23 protein-coding genes are annotated in these 25363 nt (G+C 66.6%); 13 read left to right on the plus strand and 10 right to left on the minus strand.

Annotated elements, in window-relative coordinates; genetic code table 11:
- Position 1 precedes the first annotated feature (1 nt).
- Genes IB268_RS19790 through def form a run of 5 tightly spaced genes read left to right on the plus strand, consistent with a single transcriptional unit; the run spans position 2 to position 3850 of the window.
- Positions 2-730: a 1-acyl-sn-glycerol-3-phosphate acyltransferase gene (locus tag IB268_RS19790; RefSeq protein ID WP_054457522.1), complete on the plus strand. Its 729-nt coding sequence runs from the start codon at positions 2-4 to the stop codon at positions 728-730.
- Positions 717-1712 carry a M48 family metallopeptidase gene (locus IB268_RS19795; protein WP_175213809.1) on the plus strand — a complete coding sequence of 332 codons (996 nt, stop codon included), beginning with the start codon at positions 717-719 and terminating at the stop codon, positions 1710-1712. Before IB268_RS19790 ends, IB268_RS19795 begins: the two co-directional genes overlap by 14 nt.
- A 20-nt stretch (positions 1713-1732) precedes the next feature.
- Positions 1733-2875: a 2-aminoethylphosphonate--pyruvate transaminase gene (locus IB268_RS19800; protein ID WP_054457524.1), complete on the plus strand. Its 1143-nt coding sequence runs from the start codon at positions 1733-1735 to the stop codon at positions 2873-2875.
- Positions 2876-2887: 12 nt separating this feature from the next.
- Positions 2888-3283: a lactoylglutathione lyase gene (gene gloA, locus IB268_RS19805; RefSeq protein WP_054457526.1), complete on the plus strand. Its 396-nt coding sequence runs from the start codon at positions 2888-2890 to the stop codon at positions 3281-3283.
- 33 nt (positions 3284-3316) lie between these two features.
- On the plus strand, positions 3317-3850 hold the full coding sequence (gene def / locus IB268_RS19810; protein ID WP_054457527.1) for a peptide deformylase: 534 nt from the start codon (positions 3317-3319) through the stop codon (positions 3848-3850).
- 38 nt (positions 3851-3888) lie between these two features.
- Here def and IB268_RS19815 read toward each other — a convergent pair whose 3' ends face one another.
- A complete protein-coding gene (locus IB268_RS19815) occupies positions 3889-6135 on the minus strand; it encodes an acyl-CoA dehydrogenase (RefSeq protein ID WP_125473211.1) in 2247 nt (748 codons plus the stop codon).
- A 153-nt stretch (positions 6136-6288) separates the two neighbouring features.
- Here IB268_RS19815 and IB268_RS19820 point away from each other — a divergent pair, with 153 nt between their 5' ends.
- Positions 6289-7518 (plus strand): nucleoside recognition domain-containing protein, encoded by a 1230-nt coding sequence (locus tag IB268_RS19820; protein ID WP_192354670.1) that lies wholly within the window; start codon positions 6289-6291, stop codon positions 7516-7518.
- Between the two features lie 53 nt (positions 7519-7571).
- Here the strand turns inward: IB268_RS19820 and pyk are convergent, their stop codons facing one another.
- Positions 7572-9014 carry a pyruvate kinase gene (gene pyk, locus IB268_RS19825; protein ID WP_054457531.1) on the minus strand — a complete coding sequence of 481 codons (1443 nt, stop codon included), beginning with the start codon at positions 9012-9014 and terminating at the stop codon, positions 7572-7574.
- Positions 9015-9120: 106 nt separating this feature from the next.
- Between pyk and IB268_RS19830 the strand changes: the two genes are divergently transcribed.
- On the plus strand, positions 9121-10263 hold the full coding sequence (locus IB268_RS19830; protein ID WP_175181094.1) for a glycerate kinase: 1143 nt from the start codon (positions 9121-9123) through the stop codon (positions 10261-10263).
- A gap of 55 nt (positions 10264-10318) precedes the next feature.
- Here the strand turns inward: IB268_RS19830 and rsmA are convergent, their stop codons facing one another.
- From rsmA to IB268_RS19845, 3 genes are read right to left on the minus strand one after another with little or no spacing between them, the layout of a single operon-like run.
- Entirely contained in the window at positions 10319-11110 is a 792-nt protein-coding gene (rsmA, locus tag IB268_RS19835) for a 16S rRNA (adenine(1518)-N(6)/adenine(1519)-N(6))-dimethyltransferase RsmA (RefSeq protein WP_119451439.1), read from the minus strand.
- 18 nt (positions 11111-11128) lie between these two features.
- Positions 11129-12715: a peptidylprolyl isomerase gene (locus IB268_RS19840; RefSeq protein ID WP_192354671.1), complete on the minus strand. Its 1587-nt coding sequence runs from the start codon at positions 12713-12715 to the stop codon at positions 11129-11131.
- Positions 12712-15114, minus strand: a complete 2403-nt coding sequence (locus IB268_RS19845; protein WP_175214056.1) for an LPS-assembly protein LptD — start codon at positions 15112-15114, stop codon at positions 12712-12714. The genes IB268_RS19840 and IB268_RS19845 overlap by 4 nt, the downstream gene beginning before the upstream one ends.
- A 169-nt stretch (positions 15115-15283) precedes the next feature.
- On the opposite strand from IB268_RS19845, the gene IB268_RS19850 reads away from it, so the two are divergent.
- From IB268_RS19850 to IB268_RS19875, 6 genes are all read left to right on the plus strand, one after another.
- Positions 15284-16324: an aminoglycoside phosphotransferase family protein gene (locus tag IB268_RS19850; protein WP_192354672.1), complete on the plus strand. Its 1041-nt coding sequence runs from the start codon at positions 15284-15286 to the stop codon at positions 16322-16324.
- Positions 16324-17010: an N-acetylmuramate alpha-1-phosphate uridylyltransferase MurU gene (gene murU / locus IB268_RS19855; protein ID WP_119451436.1), complete on the plus strand. Its 687-nt coding sequence runs from the start codon at positions 16324-16326 to the stop codon at positions 17008-17010. Before IB268_RS19850 ends, murU begins: the two co-directional genes overlap by 1 nt.
- 147 nt (positions 17011-17157) lie before the next feature.
- Positions 17158-17856 carry a DUF6776 family protein gene (locus IB268_RS19860; RefSeq protein WP_054457540.1) on the plus strand — a complete coding sequence of 233 codons (699 nt, stop codon included), beginning with the start codon at positions 17158-17160 and terminating at the stop codon, positions 17854-17856.
- Between the two features lie 121 nt (positions 17857-17977).
- On the plus strand, positions 17978-19603 hold the full coding sequence (locus IB268_RS19865; RefSeq protein WP_192354673.1) for an FAD-dependent oxidoreductase: 1626 nt from the start codon (positions 17978-17980) through the stop codon (positions 19601-19603).
- Positions 19600-19827 (plus strand): hypothetical protein, encoded by a 228-nt coding sequence (locus tag IB268_RS19870; protein WP_054457542.1) that lies wholly within the window; start codon positions 19600-19602, stop codon positions 19825-19827. Before IB268_RS19865 ends, IB268_RS19870 begins: the two co-directional genes overlap by 4 nt.
- On the plus strand, positions 19824-20312 hold the full coding sequence (locus IB268_RS19875; RefSeq protein ID WP_175182155.1) for a MarR family winged helix-turn-helix transcriptional regulator: 489 nt from the start codon (positions 19824-19826) through the stop codon (positions 20310-20312). Before IB268_RS19870 ends, IB268_RS19875 begins: the two co-directional genes overlap by 4 nt.
- Here the strand turns inward: IB268_RS19875 and IB268_RS19880 are convergent.
- The 5 genes from IB268_RS19880 to IB268_RS19900 form a co-directional block, all read right to left on the minus strand.
- A complete protein-coding gene (locus tag IB268_RS19880; RefSeq protein ID WP_119451434.1) occupies positions 20309-20629 on the minus strand; it encodes a 4a-hydroxytetrahydrobiopterin dehydratase in 321 nt (106 codons plus the stop codon). The two genes, IB268_RS19875 and IB268_RS19880, sit on opposite strands and share 4 nt — an antisense overlap.
- A 68-nt stretch (positions 20630-20697) precedes the next feature.
- Positions 20698-21345, minus strand: a complete 648-nt coding sequence (locus tag IB268_RS19885; protein WP_054457545.1) for an OmpA family protein — start codon at positions 21343-21345, stop codon at positions 20698-20700.
- A 233-nt stretch (positions 21346-21578) separates the two neighbouring features.
- Entirely contained in the window at positions 21579-22895 is a 1317-nt protein-coding gene (locus IB268_RS19890) for an MFS transporter (RefSeq protein ID WP_225589007.1), read from the minus strand.
- Between the two features lie 41 nt (positions 22896-22936).
- Positions 22937-24121 (minus strand): acetylornithine deacetylase, encoded by a 1185-nt coding sequence (gene argE / locus IB268_RS19895; protein WP_192353541.1) that lies wholly within the window; start codon positions 24119-24121, stop codon positions 22937-22939.
- A gap of 30 nt (positions 24122-24151) precedes the next feature.
- Positions 24152-25354, minus strand: coding sequence for a pyridoxal phosphate-dependent aminotransferase (locus tag IB268_RS19900; RefSeq protein ID WP_192354674.1), 1203 nt, complete (start codon positions 25352-25354; stop codon positions 24152-24154).
- Positions 25355-25363 lie beyond the last annotated feature (9 nt).

Here is a 25363-nt window from a genome sequence, read left to right on the forward strand (position 1 = left end):
AATGGCCCGCCTACGTTCGCTGCTGTACTTCCTGTTCCTGGCCGTCACGGTCATTCCCTATGCCTTCGCCTGCATCCTGTGGGCGCCGCTGCCGCTGCACTGGCGCTACAAGCTGACCGTGGGCTGGCCGCGCCTGGCCATCTGGGGCGCGCGCTTCTTCTGCGGCATCCGCTGGCAGGTCAAGGGCTGGGAAAACCTGCCCGACGGCCCGGCGGTGCTGCTGTCCAAGCACCAGTCGGCCTGGGAAACGCTGTTCTTCCCGGCCCACATGCCGCGCGAAGTCTGCTTCGTCTACAAGAAGGAACTGCACATGGTGCCGTTCTTCGGCTGGGGCTTGGCGCTGCTGCGCATGATCCCGATCGACCGCGCCAAGGGTCGCGATGCCTTCGATCAAGTGGTCAAGCAAGGCCAGACGCGCCTGGACGAAGGCCGCTGGCCCCTGCTGTTCCCCGAGGGCACCCGCGTGCCGCCCGGCAAGACCGGCCGCTTCAAGATGGGCGGCGCGCTGCTGGCCTCGCGCACCGGCGCGGTCGTCATCCCCGTGGCGCATAATGCCGGCGAATGCTGGCGCCGCAACGCCTTCGTGAAGTATCCGGGCATGGTTACCGTGTCCATCGGTCCCGCGATAGAATCCAAGGGACTCTCCCCCGAGGAACTGAACAAAAAGGTTCAGGACTGGATCGAAGGGGAAATGCGGCGTCTCAATCCAGAAAGGTATGGCCAGCACTGATCAGCTCGAACTCCTGTTCGACGAACAGCAGCACGACGCGCCCACGGGCGCGCCGCCGCTGAACGCCGCGCCAAAGGCTCCGGCCGCGCCTGAGGCGGCCTCGCCCAAGCCGGTCCCGCCCAAGCCCCTCTTCCCCGATCTGCCGCCGGCCGCCGCCCCTGCGGGCGAACCGCTGCTGACGCTGTCGCCCAACGCGGCCTCGCTCGTCCCCACGCCCTGCCCCGACCCGCTGCCGCCCGGCGCGCGTTGGCGCGAGGTCGCGACCGAGCAGCAGTCCATCGGCTTCGTGCTGCTGCGCTCGCGCCGCCGCAGCATAGGCTTCGTGATCACTGACGACGGCTTGCGCGTCACCGCCCCGAACTGGGTGACGCTGACGCAGGTGGACGACGCCGTGCGCGAGAAGGCCCGCTGGATCCTGACCAAGCTGCGCGAATGGCATGCCCGCAAGCAGCAGCTGGCCATGGCGCATACGCGCTGGCAGCCGGGAGGCGAACTGCCCTACCTGGGCAAGCGCATCGTGATCGGCGTGGGCGGCGACAGCCGCCAGGCCAGTTTGTCGGGCGACGCCGACGCCCCCCAGGACGGCGACACCCTGTGGCTGGCGCTGCCGTCCTCGGCGGACCAGGGCCGCATCCGCGATTCGGCCCAAGCCTGGCTGCAGCAGCGCGCCGGCGCCTGGTTCGGCGCGCGCCTGGCCCACTTCCTGCAAGTCAGCGGCCTGAAGATCCGGCGCTGGCGCCTGTCGTCGGCCGCCACCCGCTGGGGCTCCTGCACCAGCGACGGCAACATCATGCTGAACTGGCGCCTGATCCATTTCGCGCCCGCCATCATCGACTACGTCATCGCGCACGAGCTTGCCCATTTGCGCGAAATGAACCACAGTCAGGACTTCTGGCGCGAAGTAGGGCAGATCCTGCCCGATTTCGAAGACGCCAAGAACATCCTGCGACGTCACGACCCCGCATCCTTGCCTCAGTTCTGAGGCATTCTGGAGACACGAAAATGTTGCTGCTGATTCCGGGCCCGGTCACGACCGACGCGCGGGTGAAGGCCGCCATGGCGCAAGACTATGCACCGTGGGACAACGATTTCCGTCAGACCTACCGGCAGGTCTGCGATGGCGTCCTGCGGGCGGCGCAGGCGTCGCCCGACGAGCATGCCGCGCTGGCGCTGCCGGGCTGCGGCCACTTCGCGGTGGAAGCCGCCATCCGCAGCCTCATCCCCGCCGGCGGCCGCCTGCTGGCGCCCTCCACCGGCGCCTACGCCGCCCGCCTGCAAAAGCTGGCCGGCGATGCCGGCCGCGTCGCCGTGCCGCTGCCCGTAGGCCCCACAGATCGGATCGATCCGCAAGCGGTCGCGCAGGCGCTGGAACAGGATCCCACGCTCACGCACCTGGCGCTGGTCTACAGCGAAACCGGCAGCGGCATCTGCCACGACGTGCCCGAACTCGCGCGCATCGCGCATGCGCTGGGCCGCCGCGTCATCGTCGACGCCGTATCCGCCTTCGGCGCGCTGCCCCTGGAGCTGCACGCCCTGCCCGCCGTGGAGGCAGTGGTGTTGACGGCCAACAAGTGCCTGGAAGGCATGCCCGGCGCCGCCTTCGTGGTGGCGCGGCGCGACAGCCTGGAAGCGGCGCGCGGCATCGCCGGCAGCTGGTCGCTGGACCTGGCCGACATCTACCAGCAAAGCCAGCAGCCCAATGCCGGCCCGCGTTTCACGCCGCCCGCGCCCACGCTGGCCGCGCTGGCCGTGGCGCTGGAGCTGCACCGCGAAGAAGGCCGCGAAGCCCGCCTGGCGCGCTACACCGCCAACATGCACACGCTATATGATGGCGTCAGGGAACTGGGCCTCGCGCCTTACCTGCCGCCCGCGCTGCAGGGGCCCATCGTCGTCAACGTCCGCGCCCCGGATGCGCCGACCTGGAACCTGCAATTGTTCGTGGACGCCCTCAAGCGCCGCGGCTACGTGCTCAGCAACTTCTACAACACCGAACAACCTTCGTTCCGGGTCGGCTGCATCGGCGCCTTCGGGCCAGACCAGATGCGGCAGGCAGTCGACGCCATGGGCGGCGCGCTGCGCGACATCGGCATCACCCGGGAAGCCGCCGGCAACGGCGGATTCTTCCCGTTCCCCCTCACCGCTTAAGGAAACCATCCCATGCGTATGCTCCACACCATGCTGCGAGTCGGCAATCTCGACAAGTCCATCGACTTCTACACCAATGTGCTCGGCATGCGCGTCCTGCGCCGCAACGACTACCCCGAAGGCAAGTTCACGCTGGCCTTCGTCGGCTACCAGGACGAATCCGAAGGCGCCGTCATCGAACTGACCCACAACTGGGACACGGACAAGTACGACCTGGGCACCGGCTACGGCCACATCGCCCTGGAAGTGGACAACGCCTACGAAGCCTGTGACAAGGTCAAGGAAAAAGGCGGCAAGGTCACGCGCGAAGCCGGCCCGATGAAGCACGGCAAGACGGTCATCGCCTTTGTCGAAGACCCCGACGGCTACAAGATCGAGTTCATCCAGAAAAAGGGCCGCCAGGACTGAGCCCCGCGCGGCCAAAGCCAGGAAGACACCTCAATGATCCACACCATCCTGAAAATGGGCGACCCGCGGCTGCTGCGCGTGGCCGCGCCCGTGGAGCGCTACGACACGCCCGAGTTGCATGCGCTGATCGACGACATGTTCGAAACCATGGCCGCCGCGCAAGGGGTGGGCCTGGCCGCGCCGCAGATCGGCGTGGATCTGCAGCTGGTGATCTTCGGCTTTGACCGCAACGAGCGCTATCCCGACGCCCCCGCCGTGCCGCAGACCATCCTGTGCAATCCCGTCATCACGCCGCTGTCGGACGAGATGGAAGACGGCTGGGAAGGCTGCCTGTCGGTGCCGGGCCTGCGCGGCGTGGTGCCGCGCTACCGCCGCATCCGCTACAGCGGGCGAGATCCCTACGGCCAGCTCATCGAACGCGAGGCCGAGGGTTTTCATGCCCGGGTGGTGCAGCACGAATGCGATCACCTGATCGGCCGGCTCTACCCGTCGCGCATCCAGGACTTCAGCAAATTCGGGTTCACTGAAATCCTGTTCCCGGACATGGATCCGAATCAGGACGACTAAGGCCCCGCTCCCGCCTTGCGGGGGCTTGCGTCCCTACCCTAAGCCTCGCCGGAGTCCGCCTTGGCGGCCTGCGGCGACAACTCCTCGGGCGCGAAATCGTCCACCTGCAACACCCGCGAGACCAGGGCTTCGGCCTCTTCCAGCGAGGCCGCCTGCGCGTCGGTAATGGCGCCGCGCTGATGGGCTTCGCGCCAATCGCGCACGCCGGACTGGCGCAGGCGGTCGCGCAGGGGCTGCACGGCGTCCGCCAGCGCGAAGGCGCGGGTCAGAAGGCCTACCGGATCGTCGCCGGCAGCGCCGGCATCGCGATGCAGGTCGGCCGCCAGGCGCACATGCGTGGGCGAAGGCTTGAGCAGCAGTTCAGCGCATTCCCGGGTCAAGGCGTCGCTCGGCCCCTTGGCCAGGCGCAGCGGCAGGATGGCCGCGCGCAGTCCCCACGACAACACGCGGCCTGGCAGATTGCGCAGGACCTGATCCATGCTTTTCTCGATGCTGGCGTAGCCCTGCTCCAGGCACCACTGCACCAGCGGCAGATCGTCGTGCTTGCGGCCCTCGTCTTCCCAGCGTTTGAGCACCGCCGACTGCAGATACAGTTCGGACAGGATGTCGCCCAGGCGGGCGGAAATCATTTCCCGGCGCTTCAGGCCTCCGCCCAGCTGCGCCAGCGTGGCATCGGCCAGCAGCGCGAAGCCCGAGGCATAGCGGCCCAGCCGCCGGTAGTGGCCGGCCACGGGACCGGATGAAGGCGCAGGCGCCAGCACCCCGCCAGTCCAGGCGCGGCCGATGGCCCGCAGCGCGTTGATGCCTGTGTGGCGCAGATGCCGCCAGAACACGTCGTGGAAGACCTCCATGCCACGGTCTTCGTCGGGGTTGCCCAGCGCCAGGATTTCCGGCATCAGATAGGGATGGGCGCGGATCGCGCCCTGGCCGAAGATGATCAGGTTGCGCGTCAGGATGTTGGCGCCCTCGACCGTGATGGCGATGGGCACGGCGCGGTACAGCGCGCCCAGGTAATTGCTGGGACCGTCGATGACGGCGCGGCCGGCATGGATGTCCATCGCGTCGTTGACCGAGCCGCGCATGCGCTCGGTGGCGTGGTACTTCATGATGCCCGAGACCACTGCCGGCTTGACGCCCTGGTTCAGCGCGGCGCAGGTCAAGCGCCTGGCGGCTTCGACCAGATAGGCATTGCCCGCCAGCCGGGCCAGCCCTTCCTGCACGCCCTCGAACTTGCCGACGGGAATGCCGAACTGTTCGCGCACGCGGGCATACATGCCCGTGGTGTGCGCGCACATCACGGCGGCCGCGGCCGACAGCGACGGCAGGGAAATGCCCCGCCCCGCCGCCAGCGCGCTCATCAGCATCTGCCAGCCATGCCCGGCGCGCTCGGCGCCGCCGATCAGCGCGTCCAGCGGCACGAACACGTCGCGCCCGCGGTTGGGTCCGTTCTGGAAGACCTGCATGGCGGGCAGGTGGCGGCGCCCGATCTCCACGCCGGGCGCTTCGGTCGGCACCAGCGCGACCGATATGCCAATGTCCTTGGCGCCGCCCAGGATGCCGTCGGGGTCCGATAGCTTGAAAGCCAGCCCCAGCACCGTCGCCACCGGCCCCAACGTGATGTAGCGCTTGTGCCAGTTCAGCCGGATGCCGATCAGTTCGCGCCCGTCGATCACCTGGCGGCAGACCACGCCCGTGTCCACCATGGACGCGGCGTCCGAACCAGCCTCGGGGCTGGTCAGGCCGAAGCATGGCACCTCGCGGCCGTCGGCCAGCCGCGGCAGCCAGTAGTCGCGCTGCGCCGGCGTGCCGAACTGCATCAGCAATTCGCCGGGGCCCAGCGAATTGGGCACCATGACGGTGACGCCTGCGGTGATGGAGTAGGCCGAAATGCGCCGCACGACCTCGGAGTGCGCATAGGGCGAAAAGCCCAGGCCGCCGTAGCGCCGCGGAATGATCATGCCGAAGAAGCGTTCGGCCTTCAGGAAGTCCCATACCTCGGGCGGCAGATCGCGCCGGTTCCAGGTGATGTCCCATTCGTCCAGCATGGCGCAAAGCCGCGCCAGCGGGCCGTCTATGAAGCGCTGCTCGTCCGCGGTCAGCGTGGCCGCCGGCACGTCCAGCAGCTTGCGCCAGTCGGGATTGCCGGTGAACAGATCCGCATCCCACCAGGTGTCGCCGGCCTCGATGGCTTCGCGCTCCGTCGCCGACATGGCGGGCAGCGCGTTGCGCGCCCAGCGGTAAGCGGGTTCCGAGATGCGGCGCCGGCGCCATGCGTTGAAGTCCATGAGTTTTCCTCACTGTTATGGCCCCAGGCCCCAGGGCGTATCAGGTCAAAGTACCAGAATTGGCGGCGTCGGGCCAAGCTGCGGCCTGCCGACTCTGCGACAATGGGCCTCGGCGCGCAGCGCGCAATCCATCGCTATCCGGGCAGTCTCCGCATGCTGAACAAACTCTGGCTGGGCTTTTTCCTTACCGCGGCCGCGGCGGCGCTGTACCGCTGGCTGGTCATCGGCGACCCCGATGTCTTCCGCATGATGGTCGCCAGCCTGTTCGACATGGCGCGCGTGTCGGTGGAAGTGATGGTGCTGCTGTTCGGCACGCTGACGCTGTGGCTGGGCTTTCTGCGCATCGCCGAGGGCGCTGGCCTGGTGGAAAAACTGGCGCGCGTGCTGGGACCGCTGTTCGCGCGCCTGATGCCCGGCGTGCCGCGCAACCACCCGGCCATCGGTCTGATCACGCTGAACTTCGCCGCCAACGGACTGGGCCTGGACAACGCCGCCACGCCCATCGGCCTGCGCGCCATGCGCGAACTGCAGTCGCTCAACCCCACGCCCGAAACCGCCAGCAACGCGCAGATACTGTTCCTGGTGCTGAATGCGTCATCGCTGACCCTGCTGCCGGTGACGCTGTTCATGTTCCGCGCGCAGCAGGGCGCGCCGGACCCGACGTTGGTGTTCCTGCCCATCCTGCTGGCCACCAGCGCATCGACCCTGGCAGGTTTCCTGGCCGTGGCGGCCTGCCAGCGCCTGCGCCTGATCGATCCGGTCGTGATGCTGTGGCTGGGCGGCGCGGCGCTGCTCATGGGCGGATTCATGGCGCTGCTGGCCAGCATGTCGGCGGCGGCCATCGCCTCGCTGTCGTCGCTGCTGGGCAATCTGGTCCTGTTCGGCATCCTGATCGCCTTCCTGGTGGCGGGCGCCTGGAAGAAGGTGCCGGTCTACGAGGCCTTCATCGAAGGCGCCAAGGAAGGCTTCGACATCGCCAAGAGCCTGCTGCCCTATCTGGTCGCGATGCTCTGCGCGGTGGGCGTGCTGCGCGCATCGGGCGCGCTGGATTTCCTGCTGGACGGCATCCGCTGGCTGGCGATGCAAGCGGGATGGGACACGCGCTTCGTGGATGCCTTGCCTACCGCGCTGGTCAAGCCATTCTCGGGCAGCGCGGCGCGCGCCATGATGCTGGAAACCATGACGCATTTCGGCGTGGACAGCTTCCCCGCGCTGCTGGCCGCGGTGGTCCAGGGCAGCACCGAGACCACCTTTTACGTGCTGGCGGTGTACTTCGGATCGGTGGGCATATTGCGGGCGCGCCACGCGGTGGGCTGCGCCCTGATTGCCGACCTGGCCGGCGTGCTGGCGGCCATCGGCGTGTGCTACTGGTTCTTCGGCTGAAACCCGCCGCGCGGCGGCAAGGAGCGCCCGGGCGGCGCTCCTGCCCCGCCGTATCAATCCACCAGCAGGATCTTCATGCCGTTGGTGCCACCGCTGTCGCGGTAGAAGTCGCCCTTGGTCAGGATCACCCAATCTCCGGTCTGCACCAGGTTGCGCTTGCGAAGTTCATCGATGGCGGCGTTGCTCAGGTCGGCAGGCTCGTAGTCCGACGGCGCGAACGGAATCGTGTAGACGCCGCGGAACATGGCCACGCGGTTTTGCGTGATGCTGTGCGGGCTGTAGCAGTAGATAGGCACGCCCGAGCGGATGCGCGACATGATCAGTGGCGTGTGACCGCTTTCGGTCAGCGAAATGATGGCCTTGACGCCGGGGAAATGGTTGGCCGCGTACATGGCCGCCAGCGCGATGGTCTCGTCGCAACGGGTGAAGGTCTCGCCCAGGCGGTGATGCGACTTGGTCGAGGTCGGGTGCTTTTCCGCGCCCAGGCAGACGCGGGCCATGGCCTGCACGGTTTCCACGGGATACTGACCCGATGCGCTTTCCGCCGACAGCATGACGGCGTCGGTGTAGTCCAGCACCGCGTTGGCCACGTCGGACACTTCGGCGCGCGTGGGCATGGGGCTGGAGATCATCGACTCCATCATCTGCGTCGCGGTGATGACGACCTTGTTCAGCGTGCGGGCGTGCTGGATGATGCGCTTCTGGATGCCGACGAGTTCGGCATCGCCCACCTCCACGCCGAGGTCGCCGCGCGCCACCATCACGCCGTCGCTGGCGCGGATCAGCGCGTCCAGCGCCTCGTCGTCGGCCACGGCTTCGGCGCGTTCGATCTTGGCGATGATCCACGCCTGGCTGCCGGCGGCCGCCAGCAGCGTGCGCGCCTCGTCGATATCGCTGCCATAGCGCGGGAACGACACGGCCACGTAGTCCAGTTCCATCTCGGCGGCCAGCTTGATGTCGACGCGGTCCTTGTCGGTCAGGCTGGGCGCGGACAGGCCGCCGCCGCGGCGGTTGATGCCCTTGTTGTTCGACAGCGGACCGCCCACGGTGACGGTGGTGTGGACCTCGTCGCCTTCGACGCTGTCCACCACCAGCACCACGCGGCCGTCATCCAGCAGCAGCTCGTCGCCGACGCGGCAGTCCTGCACCAGTTCGGGGTAATCGATGCCGACGATGCTGGCCGTGCCCTCTTCCTTGGGATGCACGCGCGACAGCGTGAACGGCTGTCCGATCTGCAGTTGGACCAGCTTGTCCTTGAAGCGTGCAATGCGGATCTTGGGGCCTTGCAGGTCGCCCATGATGGCGACGAAGCGGCCCTGCTTGGCGGCGATCTCGCGCACCATGCGGGCGCGCTCGCGATGGTCGTCCGCGCTGCCGTGCGAGAAGTTCAGGCGGGCCACGTCCAGACCCGCGCGGATCAGCGCTTCTATGCGTTCAGGCGTCGAAGTCGAAGGTCCCAGGGTGGCGACAATTTTGGTGCGGCGCAATACGGGCATGACGATCCACTCTCGCTAAAACAACAAAAACGCTATGGTACGCCGGCCGCGCCCGCGCAGGTATCATGGGCATCACCTCAACCGAAAAACGAGCTCGACTGAACCCGTGAAAATCGTCATCGCCCCCGACTCTTTCAAAGAAAGCGTGTCCGCCCCCGATGCCGCGGCAGCCATTGCACGCGGCGTGAAGGCCGCTGTTCCCGGCGCTCACACGGTATGCATTCCGATGGCCGACGGCGGCGAAGGCACGGTCGAAGCCGTGCTCGCGGCAACCGGCGGCAAGGAACGCCAACAGACGGTGAACGATGCGTTGGGCTACAAGGTCGACGCCGTCTGGGGCTTGCTCGAGGACGGCACGGCGGTGATCGAGATGGCCGCGGCGGCGGGCCTGGAACTCATCGCCCCTGCCAAGCGCGATCCGATGCGCGCCAGCAGCCACGGCGTGGGAGAACTGATGCTGGCAGCCTTGAACGCAGGCGCCAAGCGCATCATCCTGGGCCTGGGCGGATCGGCCACCAACGACGCGGGCGCCGGCATGCTGACTGCGCTGGGCGTGCGCCTGCTGGACGCTGACGGCCGCAGCCTGCCGCCCGGCGGCGGCGCGCTCGGCAAGCTGGCCAGCATCGATACTCACGGCCTGGATCCGCGCCTGGCCCAGATCCGCATCGACATTGCCTCGGATGTGGACAACCCTTTGTGCGGCCCACAGGGCGCCTCGCATGTGTTCGGCCCGCAAAAGGGCGCGACGCCTGAACAGGTGCTGATCCTGGATCAGATGCTGACGAATTTCGCCGATGTGTGCGCCAAGCACCTGGGCTCCGACCATCGCGACCACCCAGGCGCGGGCGCGGCGGGCGGCCTGGGATTCGCCGCCAAGGCGTTCCTGGGTGCCAGTTTCCGGCCCGGCGTGGAGATCGTGGCCGAACTGGGCGGCCTGGCCCAGGCGGTCGAAGGCGCGACCCTGGTGTTCACGGGCGAAGGCCGCATGGACGCGCAGACCCTGCGGGGCAAGACTCCGGCCGGCGTGGCGAAGATCGCGCAGCGCGCGGGCGTGCCCGTAGTGGCGCTGGCCGGCTCGCTGGGCGAAGGCTACGAGGCGCTGCACGCCTGCGGCATCAGCGCCGCGTTCAGCCTGGCGCCCGGCCCCATCACGCTGCAGCAGGCGCTCACGGACGCCGAAAAACTGCTGGCCGACCGCGCCCGCGACGTCATGCAGCTCTGGATGACCGCGCAGAAGCGCATGTTGTAGAAACCCAAATGAAGAAGCCCGCTTGCGCGGGCTTCTTCATTTTGCGGATCCAGCTTCACTCGGCCTGCAGCACTCCGGCCGCCACCAGCGCATCCGCCAGACGGATGTACCGGTCCACCGAAATATCCTCGGCGCGCGCCGTAGGCGCGATGTCCAGCGCTTCCCAGGGCACTTGCTGCGCCCAGTCCGCCAGCACCCGGCGCAGCATCTTGCGGCGCTGTGAGAATGCCCGCGCCACCACGGTTTCGAAGGCCCGCTCGCTGACCGGACGCAGACGGTCCGCCGGCAAGGGCACCATGCGCACGATCGCCGACACCACCTTGGGCGGCGGGTCAAAGGCTTCCGGCGGCACGTCGAACAGCTTGTGCATGCGGTAGCGCGACTGCAGCATCACCGACAGGCGGCTGAAGTCGCCTGAACCGGGCTGCGCGACCATGCGGTCGATCACTTCCCGCTGAAGCATGAAATGCTGATCGCGGACGTGATCGGCCCAGGTCATCAGATGGAACAGCAACGGGCTGGAGATGTTGTAGGGCAGGTTCCCCACCACGCGCAGCGCAGGCCCGAACTGGGAAAAATCCACCGTCAAGGCATCGGCCTCGACCACGGTCAGGCGGCTGGCGTCAAACTGCTTGCGCAGGCGCGCCGCCAGGTCGCGGTCGATCTCGACCGCCGTCAGGTGATCCAGGCGTTCGAGCAGCGGCCGGGTAAGCGCGGACAAGCCCGGGCCGATCTCGACCACGGTATCGTCGCGGGCGGGCGAAACCGCCCGGACGATGGACTCGACCACGCTCTCGTCGGTCAGGAAGTTCTGGCCAAAGCGCTTGCGCGCCTGGTGCTGGGACATGTAAAGCCTGTAATGCGTTTAGCGGTTGTTCTGCTGGATCTTCTGCTGCTTTTCCAGACGATTGTCGATGTACGCCTGGGCGCGCAGCTGCTCCAGCCAATCCTCGAAAGCCGGCTGGGCGCGGCGTTCGAACAAGGTCTGACGGGCCTTCATGCGAGCCATATCGTCGGTGGCGTCGTGCTGGCGGCGCTCTTCCACTTCGATCAGGTGCCAGCCGAAGGGCGATTGCACCGGTTGGCTGATTTCACCCGGCTTCAGGGCGTTCATGGCGGCCTCGAACGGCGGCACGGTTTCGCCCGGGTTCAACCAACCCAGTTCGCCGCCTTGCGGGGCGGTCGCGTCTTGCGAATACTGGCGCGCCATGTCCTCGAACTTGGCGCCGCCGCTCACCAGGCGCTGACGCACCTGCTCCAGGCGCTGACGCGCCATTTCGTCGCTCATGACGGTGGAGGTCTTGATCAGGATGTGGCGCGCACGAGTCTGCATCACTTCCACAGGACCTTGGTGCGCAGGCGCCTGCGCGGGCGCGGCGGCGGGCTGCGGCGCCTGGGCCGGCGCCGGGGCGCGGGCCGTGCGGGCGGGCGCCGGCTGGGCGGTGCCGCGGTCCATCACCTTGATGATGTGGAAACCGTTGCCGCTCTGGATCAGGCCGCTGACCTGGCCTTTTTGCAGATTGCCGACGGCCTGAACAAACAGGTCGGGCCAGCCGTCCAGCGGGCGCACACCCATGACGCCACCTTGCAAGGCTTCGGGACCGTCCGAGGCCGCGGCGGCCAGGCTGGCGAAGTCATCGCCACGCTTGGCTTGCGCCAGCAGGCTTTCGGCCTTCTTGCGCAGCACCGCCAGCTGCTCGGGCGACGAACCTTCCGGCACGCGCACCAGAATCTGGGCCAGGGCGTAGAGCATCGGGCCCGACGGCGCAGCGGCCTGTTGGGGTTCGGGCTGCGGCTGGGCCTGCGGTTGCGGGGCTGCCTGCGGCGCGGCGCCGAACGCCGGATTGCGCCGCTGGTCCTTCAGAAACGCGTCGACTTCGGCGTCGGAAATCACGATCGTGGAATCCACCGCGCGCTGACGCAGGCGATCCGTGCGGATCTCGTCGCGCAGCGACTTGCGATAACCGTCCCAGCTCGTGCCGGTTCTTTCGATTTCCTGGCGTAGCTGGGCCACGGTCATCTTGTTGCGGGACGCAATGGTCTGGATGGCTTGGTCGATTTGCGCATCATCCACGCGTATGCCCAGGCGATCCGCCTCATGGCGCTGCACGCGCTCCATGATCAGGCGTTGCAATACCTGATGCTGCAAGGTCTGATCATCGGGCACCTGGATGCCCCGGGTCTTGAGCTCGCTCGAAATGCGCAACGACGCATCGCGCAATTCGCGCAGCGTGATCACGTCCTTGTCCACGACAGCAGCAATGCCATCGACGAACTGCTCGCGCTGCGGCGCGGGCGCAGCGTTCTTCTGCGCGGCGGAATTCGGCTTGGCGCCATTGTTCGCGGCCTTGCCGCCCTGCTCGGCCGCATGGGCCACGGGCAAGCCGGCGCACACGGCCAACAGCAGCGCATTGCCAGAGAGGCGGCGCAAAGAGTGCAACCTACGCATCATTCATACCTTTCAAATGTGGTCCCGGCAGGCACAGGCGGCGTAATGCGCGTGTAGCCGGGGATACTTCTGTTCAGCAGGTTCATCGGGTCGGTTCCCAGGGAGCCCAGACCGGTCAGTTCAAGCTGGAAGAACACCGCAGAGTTCGCGTCCGTGGCGGAGACCGCATATCGCTGGTAGACCACGCGGCCCACCCAGCAGCAATCTCCCTTGTACTCCAGGCCGGCGATGGCCTGCGTCACGCGGGGCGATTCCGTCGTATCGGCAATCGTGCTGGAAGGCCCGGAACGCAAGGAATAGTCCACCCGTCCGACACCATACCAGCGCTTGCTGAACGGCCACTGTACCGCCATGCTGACCTGGTTCTGGCCCTGCGGCTGATAGTAGACACCAGGCTGAGGGTCACGCTGATAACGATAAGACAAGGCAATCGTGGTCAAACGTTGCGGCGCCCAGCGTGCACTGATCAGACCGCGAGACCAATTGTTGTCGTATGGGTTGTATTGCGCAGCGACTTCAGTACTGAGCGTGTCCGTGAGCGCTGCGCTCGCACCAACGAGGAAGTCCGAGCGGACGTTTTCACGCGGCGTTTCGCCGGGCAACGTGACCTTCTGATCGGCGAAATACAAGCGCTGCGCGACGGCCAGCGACATGCGCTCAAAACCCGTATTGGCGTCCAGCCAGCGCGTGGTCAGCGCCGCCGTCAGTTGGTTCGCGTTCGCAATGCGATCCCAGCCACCGCTGTAGATATTTTCCTCGAATGCCTGCGAGAAGCTGAAATCGGCCAGCGACGTGTCGTAGACCGGCAGCTTGGACTGGTCACGGTAAGGCACGTAGAGGTAGTACAGGCGCGGTTCGAGAGTCTGTGTAGATGCCTTGCCAAACAGGGTCGTATCGCGTTCGAAAATCAGGCCGGAATCCAGCGACATGATGGGCACCGTGCGCGATTGCGACTGCGGGTAGCCAAACGAGGTGCCCGCGCTGGACGTCCCAGCATTCAAGCCCAGCCAGTCCCTGCTATACCAATTGGTCTGGTATTGGGTGTAGTTCACCCCCGCCTTCGGAACTATGAACCAGCCGGGGCGCACGATCGGATAGGAAACCGTGGGATATGACTGCAAGCGGTCGCCTTCGGGGCCTGTGCGTGCGCCGTTCAGCAGGGGCTTCTTGAAGCGTACGGCAGTCGAGGTCCAGTCCACATCGAAGCCACCCCAATCGTAGCGTGCTCCGCGGAAGAAGAGTTCGGGTTCCTTATCGTACGGCGGCGACAACGGCGCATCCGGATCCTGCAGCGTCTGATACTTGTAGACCTGGGCGTATGCACTCCAGTAGCCGGAAGGCGATCCCCAGCCCACGCGCGCGCGCTGAGGCAGATAGGTTGTGGATGCCTGATTCAAGCCCAGCTGGGAAATATCCCGAAAATAATTGTCGTCCGAGACCTTGGCGAAATCCCAATCTGCATAGAAGCCATGAGAGAACGTCTGCTGGTGACGCCACCAATACATCCAGCGGTCGGTGCCCGTAATATTGTCGTTGGGCAAGTAGGTGCCATTCAGATCACCTGCGAAACCCGGACCAAGATACCGAAACTCCCCTCCGAGCTGCAGCCCGCGCTTGGAGAAGTAGCGCGGCTGCACGGTCATGTCATAGTTCGGCGCCAGATTCAGGTAGTACGGAATCGAAAAATCGAAACCGCCCTGGCTGGTCGTGCCATAGGTCGGCATCAGGAAGCCCGACTTGCGCTCCCGCTTGACCGGAAAGGTCATGTAAGGCGACGCCAGGATGGGCACGTCCTTGAAATACAGCACACCGCTGCGGGCCACACCTTCATTCTCATCGAAGTCGATGTCGACGGTATTGGCCTTGATGTACCAGGACGGCGTTTCGCAGGCGCAGCCGCTGTACGTCACCGTGTGCAGCCGCATCTGCGAGCGGCTGAAGATGTCCGCATGCTCGGCGACGGCGAAGCCGCCGTTGGCGCCCATCCAGAAATTGGGTTTTTCGATCTCGCCCGAGGACTTGTCGACGTTGAACTTGGCATTCGGCCCGATCACCAGGGTGCCGTCGCGCATCATGCGCGCGCTGCCCTGCACGTCGACTTCACCTGTGTCCTTGCGGTAGTTGATGCGGTCGCCCTTGATCACGCTGTCGATGCGGCGCACCTGGGCATTGCCCGTCAGGGTCAGGTCAGAGTCGGGATCGCCATCAATGCTGTCCGCCTCCATGAAGGCGGGAATGCTGTCGTCCGGCAGGCGGTGGATCCGCAGGCCCGGCGAGGTGCGCAACACGGGAGTCGCCGAGGTCGACGACGCGGCGGGAGCGCTGCCCTGGCTACCTTGGGCCTGGACGGCTCCGGCGGCGACACTGACAGCAGAGAGGATCAACCATCGAACCTTGCGCACGAGTGAAAACAGCCCTTTTTGACGATGGTGGGAACGCGACACCGGCACCCACGGAGGGCCAATGCTAACGGAAACGAGCCGGTATTATAGAGAAGCCGCGCCATAGGCCCAGACTTATGTGCTCGGGACACAATTCTCAGCAATATTGCCTTTCTGACACGGATCTTCCTTGAAAAACGATCACGCCCCCCGCCTGGAGCAGATCCGCCACTGGCTGGGCGGCCTGCCCGCCAGCCTGAACCTGGCCATCGACACGCTGCGTCCGGCGTCGGCCGACGCCAGCTTCCGCCGCTATTTCAGGCTGGACGCCGGCGAGCGCACCTTGATAGTCATGGACGCCCCGCCCGCACACGAGGATTGCCGGCCCTTCCTGCACGTGGACCGTCTGCTGGCGGACGTCGGCCTGAACGTGCCTGCAGTGCTGGAGCAGGATCTGGACCAGGGCTTGCTGCTGTTGTCCGACCTGGGCGAGCAGACCTACTACCAGCGCATTCAGGCCGGACTGCCGGACAGCGAACTGCAGACGCTGTATCGAGAGGCCCTGGCCGCCCTGGTCCGCCTGCAACAGGCCTCCACTGCCGGCCTGGGCACTTATGACACCGCCCGCCTGGCTGACGAACTCAAGCTCTTCCCCGAGTGGTACGTGCAGAAGCATCACGGCGTGACGCTGGACGACAAGACCGCAAACGCGCTGGAAAAGATCTTCGCATTGCTGTCCGCGAGCAATGGCGGACAGGCCCAGGTGCTGGTGCATCGCGACTACCATTCGCCCAACCTGATGGTCTGCGACCAGCCGAAGTACGGACCGAACCCGGGCATCATCGACTTCCAGGATGCGCTGGCCGGCCCCATCACCTATGACCTGGCCTCCCTGGTGACGGATGCCCGCACGACCTGGGAAGAACCCCAGCAATTGGACTGGGCCATCCGCTATTGGGAAATGGCGCGGGCGGCCGGCCTGCCGGTGGACTCGGATTTCGCGGAGTTCCACCGCGCCTATGAATGGATGGGCCTGCAACGCAACCTGCGCATCCTGGGCGTGTTCGCCCGCCTGAATCACCGCGATGGCAAGGCGCATTACCTGGCCCACATTCCGCGCATGAACGGCTACGTGCGCCAGGTGGCCCAGCGCTACGGCGTCTTCACGCCGCTGCTGCGCCTGCTGGACAAGCTCGACGACCGCCAGGTCAGCGTCGGATACACCTTCTGATGCGGGCCATGATCCTCGCGGCGGGCCGCGGCGAACGGATGCGCCCCCTCACCGACCGCCTGCCCAAGCCCCTGTTGTCCGTGGGCGGCCAGCCGCTCATCGTCTGGCACCTGCGGCGGCTGGCGGCCGCCGGCATCCGAGACGTGGTCATCAACCATGCCTGGCTCGGCCACGAAATCGAGAGGGCGCTGGGCGACGGCAGCACATACGGCGTACAGATCCGCTATTCGGCCGAAACCTCCGCGCTGGAAACCGCCGGCGGCATCGTCCAGGCGCTGCCGTTGCTGGGCGACGAGCCCTTCCTCGTCGTCAACGGCGACGTCTGGTGCGACTGGGACCCCGCCGCGGCCGCAGGCTTGGCGCGCACATTGCCTGAAGGCGGCGCCTGGCTGCTGCTGGCGGACAACCCGCCCCAGCATCCGGCTGGCGATTTCCGCCTGGATGCCGACGGCAGCGTCCATGCCCAGGGCGAACCTCGTTTGACCTTTGCGGGCATCGGCGTCTACCATCCCTCGTTGTTCGCCGACGTCCCCCGGGGCGCGGCAGCGCCCCTGGCGCCTCTGCTCCGGCAAGCCATGGCCCGCGGCCTGGTGCGCGGCGCGCGCCACCAGGGCAAATGGACGGATGTCGGCACGCCGCAGCGGCTCGCCGACCTGGATGCCGAGCTCACCGGCCAAGCACGCTGATGTCCACATATTTCACAATATCAAGGTGCGCAACCAGGCTTGTCCGCGCACCCAACGGTCCCGGCTAACGGGGTATTCTCTAGCGCTTTGACCTGCACGCGCAGCGCGCGGGCGAGCAAACACACAGGAAGTTTTCTAGGAATGGGGATGTTTGGAAGATCGCAACGGGCTGTATTCAAGCCTTCCGTATACCAGCCCGGTCAACGCACGCGCCGCATGCCGCGCTGGCTGGTCCTGCTGCTGGTGGGCATCGCCCTGGGCGCCGGCGGCGTGCTCTTCCTGCAGACCAACTACGGCCCGCAACGCCTGACCGTGGAGCAATCCGAGCAGCTGCACAGCGAACTGAGCACCGCCAACCTGGAGCGCCAGCGCCTGCAAAGCCAGCTTGAGGAAGCCACCCAACAACGCGACGCCAACAAGTCCGGCCATGAAAAGCTGACCGCCGACCTTTCTGAAGCCCGCAGCAAGATTGACACGCTGAACAAGGAACTGGTGCTGTTCCAGGACGCCATGCCCGCCGACCCGCGCGGCGGCAACCTGGGCATCCGCTCGGCCACCTTCAAGCGCGCGCCCGGTCTGCTGGACTACCAGGTGCTGGTCATGCGCGAGGATCGCCAGGGCGCGCCGTTCAAGGGCACCCTGACCTTCTCCATCGACGGCACCTACCCCAACGGCCGCGCCGCCACCGTCACGCCGGAAGGCCCCGCCCTGAACGTCGACCGTTACGACTACGCCCTGGGCCAACTGAAGCTGCCCGACGGTTTCACTGCCAAGGTCGTGGTGCTGCGCGTGCTGGACGGCGCCCAGAAGCAGCAGGCGATGCGCATCTATTACGTGCGCAACTGATAGATACGCCGCGCCCGAAGACCCGCCCTGATCCGGCGGGTTTTTTTTGCCCCAAAAATATAGTTGCGCGCGCAACCTCTTAAGCATATAGTTGCGCAAACAACCAATTTCTGGAGACAGCATGCCGCTCCCCGCGCACGTTCCCGTCCTCATCGTCGGCGGCGGCCCCGTCGGCCTGACGCTGGCCGCCCTGCTTGCCGAATACGGCATCCCCTCGCTGACCCTGGAGGCCGACGACGACTATTGCAGCGGCAGCCGCGCCATCTGCATCTCGCGGCGGTCGCAGGAAATCATGGGCTGGGTCGGCGCCGACCGGCCCCTGACCGCCACCGGTCTGGCCTGGACCGGCGGCCGCAGCTACTTCCGCAACAGCGAAGTCCTGCATTTCGAGATGCCGCACGATCCGCTGCAGCGCTACGCGCCCATGGTCAACATCCAGCAATACGCCGTGGAGGAGTACGCCCATCAGGCCATGCAGCGCCATCCGGCGCTGGCCGAGCTGCGCTGGTCGGCGCGGCTTGCCGGCCTGAGCGCCGACGCGGACGGCGTCACGGCTGAAGTGGACATCGAAGGCGGCCGCCAGACCGTGCGCGCCGATTGGCTGATCGCCTGCGACGGCGGCCGCAGCACCGTACGCGAGGCCATGGGCCTGAAGCTGGAAGGCATGCAGTACGAAGGACGCTACGTGATCGTGGACATCGAACAGGAGTCCAGCCGCCCCGTGGAGCGCCTGGCCTGGTTCGATCCGCCTTCCAATCCCGGCTCCACCCTGCTCATGCACCGCCAGCCCGGCAACGTGTGGCGGGTGGACTACCAGATCCGCGACGACGAGGACCCCGAAGAGGCCGTAAAGCCCGAGAACGTGCTGCCCCGCGTGCAAAGCCATCTGGACATGATCGGCGAAACCGCGCCTTGGAAGCCGCTGTGGATCTCCATCTACAACGCCAAGTGCCTGACCTTGGAAAACTACCGCCACGGACGCGTGCTGTTCGCCGGCGACGCCGCCCACCTGGTGCCGATCTTCGGCGTGCGGGGCCTGAACTCGGGACTGGACGATGCCGGCAACCTGGCCTGGAAGCTGGCCTGGGTGCTGCGAGGCCAGGCTCCCGACAGCCTGCTGGACAGCTACAGCGTGGAGCGCGTCCACGCCACCCGCCAGAACCTGACCTATGGCGCCAAGAGCACCGAATTCATGGCCCCGCCGGACTTCGGATTCCGCCTGATGCGCGAGGCCGCCCTGCGCCTGGCGCTGACGGATGAGCGGGTGCGCCAGCTGATCAACCCGCGGCAATCGGCGCCCATCTCCTACGATGCCTCGCCGCTGAACCTGGATGATGGCGCGCCGCAGGCCGGCGCAACCGCCGCGCCCGGCCAGCCCGCGCCCGAAGCGCTGCTGCACGATCGCGGCGCGCCGCTGCATCTCAGCGCGTGCTTTGGCGCCGGCTTCGTCGCGCTGGCGCTGGCCCCCGACACCGCTCTGGCGGCCGAACTGGACGCCCTGACCGCCGCCACCCGCGACGCCCCCCAGCCGCTGCGCGTGCTGAAGACGGGCGATGACGCCTTGCAGGACCCGCACGGGCAGCTACGCCAGCGCTACGGCGCGCAAGCCGGCGCCGTCTACCTGCTGCGGCCTGACGGCTACGTGCTGGGACGTTGGATCGCCCCCTCGGCCGCCACCCTGCGCGCCGCGCTCAAGCCCTACTACCCCTCGATCGCACTGGACGCGCACAAGGAAGAGCTAGCATGAACAACGATGAACTGGACCAGGTCTATACCGCCATGGCGCAGACCCTGACGCGCGTCGGCGAAGAACAGGCGTCGCTCTTCCTGTCGATCCTGAGCCTGTCGCTGCTGGCCCGCGTGAGCGATGCACGCGACGCCGCCGCGCTGCTGGCCCAGGCGGAAGCCGCCTGCCTGGCCAACGGCCCTGTGGCACACTATCCCGCCTCCGCCCCTGCCCGCCCGACGTGAAACAGCCCGCCCTGGAACGATTCCTGACCTACCGCCTGCACGTGCTCAACAAGATCACGGACAGGGACACGAATCGCGCCTATCTGGAAGAATGCGGGATTCCTCTGGGCGAGGCGCGCTGCCTGGCGGCCATCGGCCGCTACGCGCCCTTGTCAGTCAACGATCTGGCGCTGGCGGCCAATCTGAACAAAGGCCAGGCCAGCCGCTCGGCGCAGGCGCTGGTGGACCGCGGCCTGGTGGAAAAGACCATGTCCGCCTCGGATGGACGCGGCGTGGTGCTGGCGCCCACCCCGGACGGCCTGGTGCAATACCAGCGCGTCATCGACCTGATCGCCCGCCGCAATGAAGAGATCTTCGGCTGCCTCAGCGCCGACGAGCAGCGCCTGCTGGGCGACATGCTGGACCGCGTGAACAGCCATTTGCAGCCCGACGCGGACGGCTCGGAAGAGCCGCTCCCGCCCACGCCGCCAGGAAACGCGCCCTAAGCCTTGGGCGCGGTGGCGCCCAATTGCGCTGCCGCCTCGTCCATGAACTGCGCCATGCGCACATCCAGCTCGGTCACGCCGCCGGCGTCGTGGGTGGTCAAGGTCACGTCCACGCGGTTGTAGACGTTGGTCCATTCCGGATGATGATTCAGCTTCTCCGCAAACATGGCGACGCGCGTCATGAAGCCGAATGCCGCATTGAAATTGGGAAAGCGGAAACGCTTTTCGATAGCGTCGCGCATCGCCACTGCCTGCCAGCCAGACAGGGCGGCCACGGCGGTATCGGTGCCGATGCGGGCGGGAGGGAACATGCTCATGACGGACTCCAAAAAAACAGGCGGCGGCGCGTTGCGCCAGCCGCCTCGGACACTGGGCTGGCCCAGGCTTACTGCTGGACCGCGTACAGGTAGATCTCCACCCGGCGGTTCAGCGCGCGGCCTTCGGCGGTCGCATTGTCGCCGATCGGATCGTTCGGCCCGCGGCCCTCGACCGTCAGGCGGCCCGCTGCCACGCCCTGCTTGCTGAGGTAGTCGGTCACGCTCTTGGCGCGGTTGACCGACAAGGTCTGGTTATGCGCCAGGGCGCCCGTGCTGTCCGTGTGGCCGACCACCTTGGCCCGCAGTTCAGGATGCTGGTTGAGCGAGCGCGCCACGCTGTCCAGCACCGGCAACAGCGCGGGTTTGAGCTGCGTCTTGTCGGTATCGAACGACACGCCGCTGGGAATGTTGACCTTGAGACTGCCGTCGGGCATTTCGACCACGTCGATGCCCAGCGACGAAGCGCCCGACTTCTGCACGTCTTCCTTGACGACCTTCCAGTTGTAGCCAACCAGGCCGCCCGCCACCGCGCCGATGCCGGCGCCGATGGCCGCGCCCTTGCCGTGGCCGATCAAGGCGCCGATGCCGGCGCCGATCGCCGCCCCCGCGCCCGTGCCCACGGCGGTATTGGTCTGCTGCTGCGTGGCGCATCCCGCCAGCAATGCACCCGCCGCCGCAACGACTGCGATCCGGTTGAATATTGTTCTTGAGCTCATGGCAACCTCCACTTATTCCGTCGGTGTGCCGGATCATTCCGGCCAGACCATGCTAGCAAGCACACGAAGGGAGGCAGGCAACATTTTGTACTATCAGGAAGGTCCCGAAGATAGTGCGACCGCGCTGTGGAACACGGCCGCAGCCTGGGCGGAAAAACGCTCAGGCCCGCAACAATGGGCTACATTCCACCCGCCGCCAGCCGGCCTCCGATGCGAAGGCCGGCGCCCGGCGCCTAACGCTGCTGGAACGTCCGGCGCGCCACGTTCAGCGACACCATCGCCATGAGCGCAATGGCCAGCAGGTAATAGCTGGGCGACAGCTTGGAGTCGGTGGTCGCGATCAGCCAGGTCAGGATGAATGGCGCGAAGCCGCCGAAGATCGTCACGGCAATGTTGTAGCCCAGGGACAGGCCGGTGGTGCGCACCTGCACGGGGAAGATGGCGGACATCAGCGCCGGCATGGGCGCGAAGTACGCCGTCGCCAGGATGCCCAGGATGACCTGGACGATCATCAAAACGCCCACCGTCGGATACGACACCAGCAGATAGAACAAGGGATAGCACAGCAGCGCGGTCGAAAGGGCCGCGGCCATCATGATGCGCGCGGGTCCGATGCGGTCGGCCAGCGCGCCGACGAAGGGCGCGCCTACCGTCATGATGACGCCCGTGACCAGCGTCGCCAGAAAACCGATGGTAGGCGGCAGACCCAACTGGCGGATCGAGTACGTAGGCATGTACAGGGCCAGGTAGTTGCCCACCGAGCCCAGCGCCACGAAGCCAACGGTAACCAGCAGCCGCAGCTTCTGCCCCGCGAACATGTCGCTCAGCGGCGAAGCCGATGCCTCTGCCGCGCTGAACTCCGGCGTTTCATCCATGTGATGGCGGATGTAGTAGCCCACCGGCGCGATCAGCAGGCCGAACACGAACGGAATGCGCCAGCCCCAGCTTTCCAGCTGGGCCTGGGTCAGCGTCGCGTTGAGCACCGCGCCGAACAAGGCGGCCAGCAGGATCGCCGCGCCCTGGCTGGCGACCTGCCAGCTGGCGTAATAGGCGCGCCGGTCCGGCGCATATTCAATGAGGAAGGCCGTGGCGCTGCCGAATTCCCCGCCCGCCGAAAAGCCCTGGATCAGCCGGGCGACCAGGATGATGATCGATGCGGCCACGCCGATCTGCGCATGCGTGGGGACCACCACGATGATCAGCGTGCCTATCATCATCAGGAAAATGGACGCCGTCAGCGCCGCCTTGCGGCCCGCCCGGTCGGCATAGCTGCCCAACACGATGGCGCCCAGCGGCCGCATCAGGAACGACACGCCGAAGGTGGCCAGCGCCAGCAACAGCGAGGAGCTCTCGCTGGCGGACGGAAAGTACAGCTTGGCGATGATCAGCGCGAAGGTGCCATACGCGATCATGTCGAACCACTCCAGCGCATTGCCGATGGACGCGGCGATCACCGCGCGCCGCGCCTGGGCGCGCCGGTCGCCTGCCGGCGCCGCCTTGCTGCGGCCGGCGGCGGCCGCATTCCACGTTGTCTTCTCCGAATAAGCCATTTTTCCCTCTGTTATTTTCTAAAAATTAACGATCGATCAACTCATTGGCCGGCCATCGCAAGATGGCCCGCCAGCTTTTCCATGAACTGTTCGCACAGGCCGATCTGCGACAGCGCGACATACTCGTCCGGCCGGTGCGCCTGCTGCAGATTGCCGGGACCGCAAATGACCGCCGTCATGCCGGCCCGCTGGAACAGGCCGGCCTCCGTGCAATACGCCACCTTCTCGGTGCCGCGCGCGCCAGTCAGCGCCTGCGCCAACCGCGCAATCTCGGCGGTGGCGGCGGTATCGAAACCGGGCACCTCGGCCAGCGCTTCCAGCTCGATGTCGGCCTGCGGGTTCTCCGCCTTGATGCGGTCGCGCAGCTCGCCAGTGATGTAGCGGCGCAAACCGCCGATCACATCTGGCGCCAGCACGCCCGGGATGGTGCGGAATTCGAACTCGAACTGGCAACGGTCCGGGATCGTGTTGACGGACAAGCCGCCCGAGATCGTGCCGGTGTTGGCCGTGGTGTACGGCACCTCGAAGTCCTGGTCGAAAGGGCCGTTCTGGCGATGGGCGTCGGCCATGTCGCGGATGTGGCAGATGGCGCGCGCCGCATATTCGATCGCGTTGACGCCGCGCGGCGTCAACGAAGAATGCGCGGCATGCCCATGCACGGTGCAGCGGTACAGATTGCTGCTCTTGTGGGCGGAAATGACGCGCATCTCGGTGGGCTCGCCCACGATGCAGCTATCGGGGCGGATATCCAGCTTGGCCAATTCACGCAGCATGATGTCCGCCCCCAGGCAGCCGACCTCCTCGTCATAGCTCAGCGCCAGATGCAGCGGCACGCGCAAACGCCGCGACGTGAACGACGGCAGCATGGCCAGCGCGGTTCCGATGAAGCCCTTCATGTCGCAAGTGCCGCGGCCATATAGGCGGCCATCGCGCACCTCGGGCGCGAACGGATCGCTGCTCCAGGCCTGGCCGTCCACCGGCACGACGTCGGTATGGCCGGACAGCACCACCCCGCCCTGGGTGCCGCCGTCCGCGGCAGGCACGGTCACGAAAAGATTCGCCTTCTTGCCGTCGGCGTTGTAGATCAATCGGGGCGCCAGACCGGTCGCGGCCAGGTGGTCGCGCACCGTTTCGATCAAGCCCAGATTGGACAGGCGGCTGGTCGTGTCGAAACGCACCAGCCGTTCTATCCATTCCAGGGAACGGGGGAGCTCTGCAGTATTCATGGGTCGTACCCTAAGGTTGAGGCTTGGCGCTCACGCAGCCTTGCTCCGCGCCGCATCCAGAAAGCGCGCCAGTCTAGCCACGCCTTCATCCAGGCGCTCGTGCGCGCTGGCATAGCACCAGCGCAGATAGCCCTCGCCCTCGGGACCGAACGCCATGCCCGGCGCCAGGCCCAGCCCGCCGCGCACGACCAGATCCTTGCAGAACGCCAGGCTGTCCGACACGCCCCGAATGCGGAAGAAGGTGTACATCGCCCCCGGCGCCGCACCCGCGAGTTCAACCCCGGGCACCTGCGACAGCTTCGACGCCAGATGGTCGCGCGCCAGCCGCAGCCGCTGCACGGTACGCGCGATGACGGGCTCGCCCTGTTCAAGCGCGCAAAGCGCGGCGGTCTGCACGAAACCCGGCGTGCAGGTGTTGCTGTATTCGATCAGCTTGCCGATTTCCGGCAGCAGCCCGCGCGGCACCACGACCCAGCCCACGCGCCAGCCGGTCATCAGCCAGGCCTTGGAGAACGAATTGCAGCTGACCACCCGGTCGTCCGGCGCAGCAATGTCCAGGAAGGTGGGCGCCACCGCGCCTTCGTAGTAGTAGCGTTCATACACGTCGTCGGAAATGATCCAGATGCCGTGCTTGCGGCAGTGCTCCAGCACCGCGCGCTGCTGCTCGGCGGTCATCACCCAGCCCGTCGGGTTGTTCGGCGAATTCACCAGAAGCGCGCGCACGTCCGGCGTCAGGACGCTGAGCAAGGCGTCCAGGTCCAGGCGCCAGCCACTCTCGGAGAACGACAGCGCAACCGTCGTCACGCGCGCCCCCAGCACCTTGGGCATTTCCACCAGGTTGGGCCACAAGGGCGTCACGGCGACCACGTGATCGCCCGCGCCCACGATGGCCTGCACGGCCGTCATCAGCGCCGACGTGCCCGAGCTGGTGACTGCGATGTTGTCCACATCACGTTGACCGTGCAGCCCGCTCACATACCCGGCCAGGCGTTCGCGCAACGCAGGCACGCCCAGGGTTTGTACATAGAAGGTCTGCCCGGAAGCGATGTGGGCGATGGCCGCGTCGCGGAACGCGGGCGGCGTCTGCTCGTCGGGTTCGCCGAACCAGAAGGGCAGCACGTCGGCGCGGCCCATGCCCGCATTGGCGACTTCGCGGATTTGCGACGAACGCAAGCTCTGCACGCTGGCGCGCGCGCTCGCCGTGGCGCCGCCGGTAGATACTGCTGTATTCATGCCTGTTCC

This window comes from Achromobacter sp. ACM01 (assembly GCF_014851745.1).
GTDB classification, from domain to species: domain Bacteria; phylum Pseudomonadota; class Gammaproteobacteria; order Burkholderiales; family Burkholderiaceae_B; genus Achromobacter; species Achromobacter aegrifaciens.

Coding starts and splice junctions, on each gene's coding strand:
- IB268_RS19790 (WP_054457522.1), top strand. CDS start 2: ATGGCCCGCCTACGTTCGCTGCTGTACTTCCTGTTCCTGGCCGTCACG.
- IB268_RS19795 (WP_175213809.1), top strand. CDS start 717: ATGGCCAGCACTGATCAGCTCGAACTCCTGTTCGACGAACAGCAGCAC.
- IB268_RS19800 (WP_054457524.1), top strand. CDS start 1,733: ATGTTGCTGCTGATTCCGGGCCCGGTCACGACCGACGCGCGGGTGAAG.
- gloA (WP_054457526.1), top strand. CDS start 2,888: ATGCGTATGCTCCACACCATGCTGCGAGTCGGCAATCTCGACAAGTCC.
- def (WP_054457527.1), top strand. CDS start 3,317: ATGATCCACACCATCCTGAAAATGGGCGACCCGCGGCTGCTGCGCGTG.
- IB268_RS19815 (WP_125473211.1), bottom strand. CDS start 6,135: ATGGACTTCAACGCATGGCGCCGGCGCCGCATCTCGGAACCCGCTTAC.
- IB268_RS19820 (WP_192354670.1), top strand. CDS start 6,289: ATGCTGAACAAACTCTGGCTGGGCTTTTTCCTTACCGCGGCCGCGGCG.
- pyk (WP_054457531.1), bottom strand. CDS start 9,014: ATGCCCGTATTGCGCCGCACCAAAATTGTCGCCACCCTGGGACCTTCG.
- rsmA (WP_119451439.1), bottom strand. CDS start 11,110: ATGTCCCAGCACCAGGCGCGCAAGCGCTTTGGCCAGAACTTCCTGACC.
- IB268_RS19840 (WP_192354671.1), bottom strand. CDS start 12,715: ATGATGCGTAGGTTGCACTCTTTGCGCCGCCTCTCTGGCAATGCGCTG.
- murU (WP_119451436.1), top strand. CDS start 16,324: ATGCGGGCCATGATCCTCGCGGCGGGCCGCGGCGAACGGATGCGCCCC.
- IB268_RS19860 (WP_054457540.1), top strand. CDS start 17,158: ATGTTTGGAAGATCGCAACGGGCTGTATTCAAGCCTTCCGTATACCAG.
- IB268_RS19865 (WP_192354673.1), top strand. CDS start 17,978: ATGCCGCTCCCCGCGCACGTTCCCGTCCTCATCGTCGGCGGCGGCCCC.
- IB268_RS19870 (WP_054457542.1), top strand. CDS start 19,600: ATGAACAACGATGAACTGGACCAGGTCTATACCGCCATGGCGCAGACC.
- IB268_RS19880 (WP_119451434.1), bottom strand. CDS start 20,629: ATGAGCATGTTCCCTCCCGCCCGCATCGGCACCGATACCGCCGTGGCC.
- IB268_RS19885 (WP_054457545.1), bottom strand. CDS start 21,345: ATGAGCTCAAGAACAATATTCAACCGGATCGCAGTCGTTGCGGCGGCG.
- IB268_RS19890 (WP_225589007.1), bottom strand. CDS start 22,895: ATGGCTTATTCGGAGAAGACAACGTGGAATGCGGCCGCCGCCGGCCGC.
- argE (WP_192353541.1), bottom strand. CDS start 24,121: ATGAATACTGCAGAGCTCCCCCGTTCCCTGGAATGGATAGAACGGCTG.
- IB268_RS19900 (WP_192354674.1), bottom strand. CDS start 25,354: ATGAATACAGCAGTATCTACCGGCGGCGCCACGGCGAGCGCGCGCGCC.